Source organism: Oscillochloris sp. ZM17-4, from assembly GCF_019599295.1.
Classification (GTDB): Bacteria; Chloroflexota; Chloroflexia; order Chloroflexales; family Chloroflexaceae; genus Oscillochloris.
Genome location: NZ_JAIEWN010000002.1, coordinates 247,535 through 253,639 on the forward strand (window position 1 = coordinate 247,535; position 6,105 = coordinate 253,639).

General features: G+C 70.8%; 3 protein-coding genes. 1 reads left to right on the forward strand and 2 read right to left on the reverse strand.

Annotated features, from left to right (window positions below; genetic code table 11):
• On the forward strand, nucleotides 1-726 hold a 726-nt coding region (locus K2Z83_RS02975; RefSeq protein ID WP_220593691.1), incomplete at its 5' end, for a ketopantoate reductase family protein.
• 20 nt (nucleotides 727-746) lie between these two features.
• On the opposite strand, the gene K2Z83_RS02980 is transcribed toward K2Z83_RS02975, so the two are convergent.
• The gene (locus K2Z83_RS02980) at nucleotides 747-1,490 is read right to left on the reverse strand and encodes a YqjF family protein (RefSeq protein WP_220593692.1); all 744 of its coding nucleotides are present in this window, start codon (nucleotides 1,488-1,490) and stop codon (nucleotides 747-749) included.
• Between the two features lie 72 nt (nucleotides 1,491-1,562).
• Nucleotides 1,563-5,543, reverse strand: coding sequence for a GAF domain-containing protein (locus K2Z83_RS02985; RefSeq protein WP_220593693.1), 3,981 nt, complete (start codon nucleotides 5,541-5,543; stop codon nucleotides 1,563-1,565).
• Nucleotides 5,544-6,105: the final 562 nt, after the last annotated feature.

Consider the following 6,105-nt stretch of genomic DNA (forward strand, 5'->3'; position numbering starts at 1 on the left):
GTGGACGCGGTGATCGTGGGGGTGAAGAGCTGGCAGCTGCCCGAGGCCGCCCGCGCCATGCGCCCGCTGATCGGCGCGGGGACGGCGGTGCTGCCGCTGCTCAACGGGGTCGAGGCGGCCGACCAGCTCGCCGCCGCGCTCGGGCCGGGCCACGCCCTCGGCGGCCTCTGCCGGATCATCGCCTTCATCGCCGGGCCGGGCCACATCCGCCACACCGGCATTGAGCCCTCGGTCGATCTCGGCGAGCTCGACGGCGCGCGCAGCCCGCGGGCCGAGGCGCTGCGGGACGCCCTCACCGGCGCCGGGGTGCGGGCGACGCTCGCGGACGACATCGGCGTGGCGCTCTGGGAGAAGTTCATGCTGATCGTCACCTGGGGCGGCATCGGGGCGATCACCCGCGCGCCGATCGGCGTGTGGCGCGGCATGCCCGGCACCCGCGCCATGGCCGAGCAGTCGCTGCGCGAGGTGCTGGCCCTCGCCCACGCCCGCGGTGTCCCCGTGGACGAGGGGCGCGTCGCGGCGACGCTGGCCTTCATCGACGGGGTGCCCGCCGCCGGGACGGCCTCGATCCAGCGCGACATCATGGACGGCCGGCCCTCGGAGCTCGAGTCGCAGAGCGGCGCGGTGGTGCGCCTCGGCGCCGAGTCCGGCGTGCCCACGCCGCTCCACAGCGTCATCTACGCCAGCCTCCTCGCCCAGGTGGCGGCGGGCGGCGCGCAGGCGTAGGGACGCAGCGTGCTGCGTCCCTACGCCGATGCGAGCGCCCAGGCGGCCACATCGAGGCGGCGGGCGAAGTGGACGAGCGGCGGGGCGGGCGGCAGCAGGAGCTGGAGCTGGTCGGCCATGCGGCTCTGCTCCAGCTCCACCTCGGCGGGCTGGAGCAGCCAGGGGGTGTGGTGGATATCGCCGCGCCAGGTGTCGCCGCGGCGGTTCGCGGCGTAGAGGCAGTAGCGCTCGGTGAGCCAGTGCTCGATGCCGCCGGGCGCGCTCTGGTAGGCCGGGCCGGTGGGGCGATATGTCGCGCGGAGGGCGGCCGGCGGGGCGTCGCGGTGGGTGCGCTGGCTGCGGTAGCGCACCGCGTCGCCCGCGCGCTCACAGGCCATGCGCGCGTCCATGTAGGGCAGGTGGAAGCCGTAGCGCGCGCCGCGCACCGCCAGGCGGCTGGCGGCGTCTAGGCTAAAGAACCAGACCCCCGGCACGCCATTGCGGGAAACATAGGTGCGGACGTTCAGCTCGGGGAATGCCGAGAGTCCCGGGACCGCCGGGGTGAGGCGCGGGCGCACCCCGCGCATCATAAAGGGGACGACGCCGAGCCACGCGTAGCCCTCCCATGTCTCAAGCTCCAGCGCGGGCGGGATGCGCGGGCGGAGCAGCTCGGGGCGCACCGGCCAGTGCATGAAGAGCAGGTCGTGCCACTCCATGGCCATCACCCAGGGGCGGCGCGGCAGCGGCCAGGGGCGGTGAGATGTCGCGGTGAGGATATGGCGCATGGGATGCCTGCAATAGGTGACGCGGCCCTGCGCCGGCGGGGCCGGCGCAGGGCCGCATTCCAGATGGGCGCGTCAGCTGACGCGCACCACGACCAGGGTCATATCATCGTGGGTGGGGGCGCCCGCTGCGAAGCGGTTCACCTCGACCAGGATTAGGGCGATCAGGTCATCGGGCGAGAGATGGCCCCAGCGCGAGATCAGCGCCTCCAGGCGGTCGAAGCCAAAGAGGTCGCGGCAGGTATCGTGGGCCTCCACGATGCCATCGGTATAGAAGAGCACGGTGTCGCCGGGGGCGAGGTCGATCTCCACCTGGCCGAACATGGCGTCGGGGATCATCCCCAGGGGCAGGGCCTCGGGAGCCGTGATGAACGACGTGGCCCCATCAGCCCGACGCAGCAGCGGGCTGAGCTGCCCGCCGTTGGACATCGTCAGCCGGCGCTGTAATGGATCGACCACCGCGTAGCTGAGCGCCACAAAGGCATTCTTGGGCACATCGTCCACCAGCCAGCGGTTCGTCTCGGTGAGCACCACCCAGGGCGTCTCGTGGTTGCGGGCCTCGGAGCGGCTGGTGGAGCGGGCCACCGCCATAAGCATGGCGGCGGGCAGGCTCTTGCCGGAGACATCGCCGACGATCACGCCGAGGCGCGAGCCCATATCGACCATATCGTAAAAGTCGCCGCCGGTCTCGCGGGCGGGGATGCAGCGGGCGGCCAGAGCCAGGCCGGCGACGCTGGGCAGCTGGCGGGGGAAGAGGTTCGACTGGATGCGGCGGGCGATCTCCAGCTCCTGCTCGATGCGGGTGATCGACTCCTGGTAGAGCTGGGCGTTCTCCAGGGCGACGGCGGCGTGGTTGGCGAAGGTGCGGGCCACCTCAATGTCGCGATCGCTGAAGCTGACGCCGCCCGCGCTGCGGATATCGATGTTGAGGACGCCGATCATATTGCCGCGGGCGATCAGCGGCGCGCCGATCCAGGCGCGGATGTTGGCCGAGGTGGGGATCTGCGCCCAGGAGCCGTCGCTGCTGCCGGCCACCCAGAGCAGCGGCTCGCGGCGGCGCACCACCTCGCCGGCGGCGCTGCCATGCACGGGGAGGGTGATGCCGCGATGGTCATCGCCGTCGGGCCGCCCGCGCGATGCCACCATGCGCAGTATATCGCCGTCGAGCAGCATGATCGACGCCGTGTCGTAGGCGATCACCTTATGCAGCTCGCCCAGGATGAGCCGCAGCACCTCGTCGGGGTTGAACGAGGAGCTGAGCACACGGGCCATCTCGCGCAGGGTGTCGGCGGTGCGGCGCTGCTCCTGCTCGGCGGCGAAGAGCTGGGCGTTCTCGACGGCGGCGGCCACCGCCGTGGACACCGTCACCATCAAGTCCAGCTCCTCGTCGCTGAAGATCAGCGGCTCGTTATAGCTGTCCAGCGAGATCGAGCCGAAGACCCGGTCGCGGCTGATCAGCGGCACCACCACCAGCGAGGTGATGCCCATCGCCCGAAAGCGCTCGCGCGAGACGGCGGCACGCGGGTCGCTCTCGATATTCCAGATCACCAGGGGGCGGCGGGTGGCGTGCAGCTCATCGATCAGCAGGTTGTCGCTCAGGGGCACCGGCTGGCCGACGGCCCCCGTGGGCGGGTACTCGGCCACCACCACGCCCATCTGCTCGCCCACAAACAGCACCGTGCCGGTGTGGTCGGCCCAGAAGAGCTGCACCAGCTCGCGCGAGGCGATCTCCAGGATCTCCTGCTGGTCGAGCCGGGCGCTCAGCACCGAGGCGATGCGCTGCACCAGCTCCATGCGCGTGGCCTGGCGCTCGGCGGCCGCGGCGTGGGCCTGGGCCTCCTGCGCGAGGCGGGCGTTCTCGGCGGCCTGAGACTGGGTAGACTCGAAGAGGCGCATCTTCTGGACGCCAAGGCTCACGTGGCTGCCCACCTGCTCCAGAAAGTCAATCGTGCCCGAGTCGTAGCGGTAGGGGCGGTAGTCCTGAACCGAGAGCACGCCGATCAGCTCGCCGTCGCGGGCGAGTAGGGGCACGCCGGCCCAGGAGCGCACCTCATTGTCGGGGCCGACGGCGCGCGGGGCGATCCCTCGGCGGTCGGTGTCCTCGCGCTGGTCGCGAAGGTCGTCATAGAGCAGCGGCTCGCGGTTGCGCAAGATCCAGTCGCTCATCGTGCCCTCGCCCACCGTCGTGCCCAGCACATCGAGCGGGATATGCGCGCCCTCCTCGACAAAGACCGCGTGGGTGACGGCGCGGCTCGCGGGCTCGCAGATGAGCAGGTAGAAAACCGAGGCGTCGGTGAGCGATGCCACCACCCGGCGCACCTCATCGAGCATCAGGTCGAGGTCGTAGGATGCAGTGACAAGCTTGCCGATCTGGCCGATCGCCTCCAGCTCGCCGATCTGGCGGGCGCGCTGGGTGAGCAGTCGCACATTCTGGACGTGCAGTGCCACCTGGGCGGCCACATTGTGCATCAGCGCCTCATCGCGCGGGTCGAACAGACCGGCGGTGTAGCCCTGCACCGAGATCACCCCGATCACGCGGCCCTCGCGGTCGAACATCGGCACGCCGAGCCATGAGACGAATTGGCGATCCGCGCCGACAATGTGGCGCTCGACGCCCTCGTGGGCGGCAATCTGCTCGGGCAAATTCTCGAAGCGCAGGGGCATCCCGCTGCGGATGATCCAGGCGCTGAGCGAGCGCGGCGGCGGCGGCTGATTGCCCCAGTAGTCGTAGGCGTGGCCCTCATCGATGGAGACGGCGTCGCTCACCACCTCGCGCTCGGGGTCGTAGATCAGCATGGAGAAGGCGTCGAGCGGGATGAAGCCCTTGAGCGCGTCGTGGACCTGGCGCAGCAGCTGGCGCAGATCCTGGGCGGTGGATGCGGCCCGGCTGACGCCGCCGAGGGTGCGCAGCTCGCTGATCTGGCGCTCGCGCTCCTCAAACAGGCGCGTGTTCTCCACCACGATCGCGATCTGGTTGGCGACGGCCTGGGCCAGGCTCAGCTCGTGCTCGCTGAAGGGGCGCGGCTTGAGGCCGAACAGGCTGAGCGTGCCAAGCACGCTGGAGCCGATGCTGAGCGGCAGGCTCAGGGCCGAGTCAAAGGGGGGGAAGACGCGGATAGGGAAGCGCTCGGGGTGATAGCGCGTGCGCCAGCCGCGCTCGATCACCTGGGGGCGGCCCTCGATCACCACATCGCGCAGCGGGCTCGTCTCAAGCGGCGAGCGGGCCGTCACCTCGGCGTACTGCGGGTCAAAGCCACGATAGGCCTGCAGCACAAGGTGCGCGCGGGTATCATCGATCAGGCGCACATTGCCGGCGTCGAAGCCAAAAAGCGTCATTGCGACATCAAGGGCTCGGCCAAGGATGGCGGGCAGGGGCTGGCGGGCCACCACCGCCGAGGCGATGCTGCTGAGCGCGGAGATCTCGCCGGTCCGCGCGTCCACCTGCGCGCTGAGCGCGCGGCTGAGCTGGCCCTGGAGCTCAATCAGGCGCACATTCTGCACCGCCACGGCGATCACATTCGCCATCCGCTGGAGCAGATCTTGGGTCGCCGCAGTGTAGACGCCGACCTGATAGCTCTGGATGGAGATCACGCCCACCGCGTCGGGGCCAACCATCAGAGGCACGCCGAGCCAGGCGCGCGAGAGCTTCTCGGTGTTGCCGAACATCACCCGCGGCATCGATGGGTCGCGCTCAGCCACCAGGTCGCGGTAGAGCAGCGGCGCGCGGTCGCGCACGATCGCGCCAGTGAGGAAGCCGTACTCCATGCCCTCGATATATGCGGCCTCGCCCTCGTCCACCAGCAGGGCGGCGCTGAAGGTCTCGGGCTGCTCGTCGCAGAGGGCGATATAGATCGCGTCGAAGCTGAAGACGCCGGACAGCTCGCCGGAGATCGTCTCCAGGATTGCGCGCAGGGTGGGCCGGTCACGGCAGGCCAGGCTGATGTTATAGAGGGCGGAGAGCACACGCTGATCCTGCTCGCGCTGGCGGCGCAGCATGTCGCGCTGGTGCTCAAGCTCGACCACCATCTTGGAGCGGCGTGCCGTGATGCGTGCCATCCTACCCGCTACCTCCGCTGGGGGCTGCGCGCCCCCAGGCCCCGCTACCTCCGCTGGGGGCTGCGCGCCCCCAGACCCCGCTACCTCCGCTGGGGGCTGCGCGCCCCCAGACCCCGCTACCTCCGCTGGGGGCTGCGCGCCCCCAGACCCCGCTACCTCCGCTGGGGGCTGCGCCCCAGGCCCCGCTATCTCCGCTGGGGGCTGCGCGCCCCCAGACCCCGCGCCAGGGGGCGCTTGCCCCTGGACCCCCGCGAGGGGCTCCGCCCCTTCGAACCCTGGAATCTTAGCTTGCCTCTTTTCAATGCCCGTTGTCATGGCAGCTGCGCAGGTGCGGGCGATCCTGAGGCAGCGTTGATGCCGCTGCCCGACACACGAAAAAGGCCAAACAACGTGCAGTCAGCACCCCGCAGCATCAGATTCGGGGGGTCTGGGGGGCGTAGCGCCCCCAGCGGGGGTCCAGGGGGCTGGCCCCCTGGGCGGGGGCGGGGCGCAGCGCCCGCATCCGAGCGGGGGCGCAGCGCCCGCATCCGAGCGGGGGCGCAGCGCCCGCATCCGAGCGGGG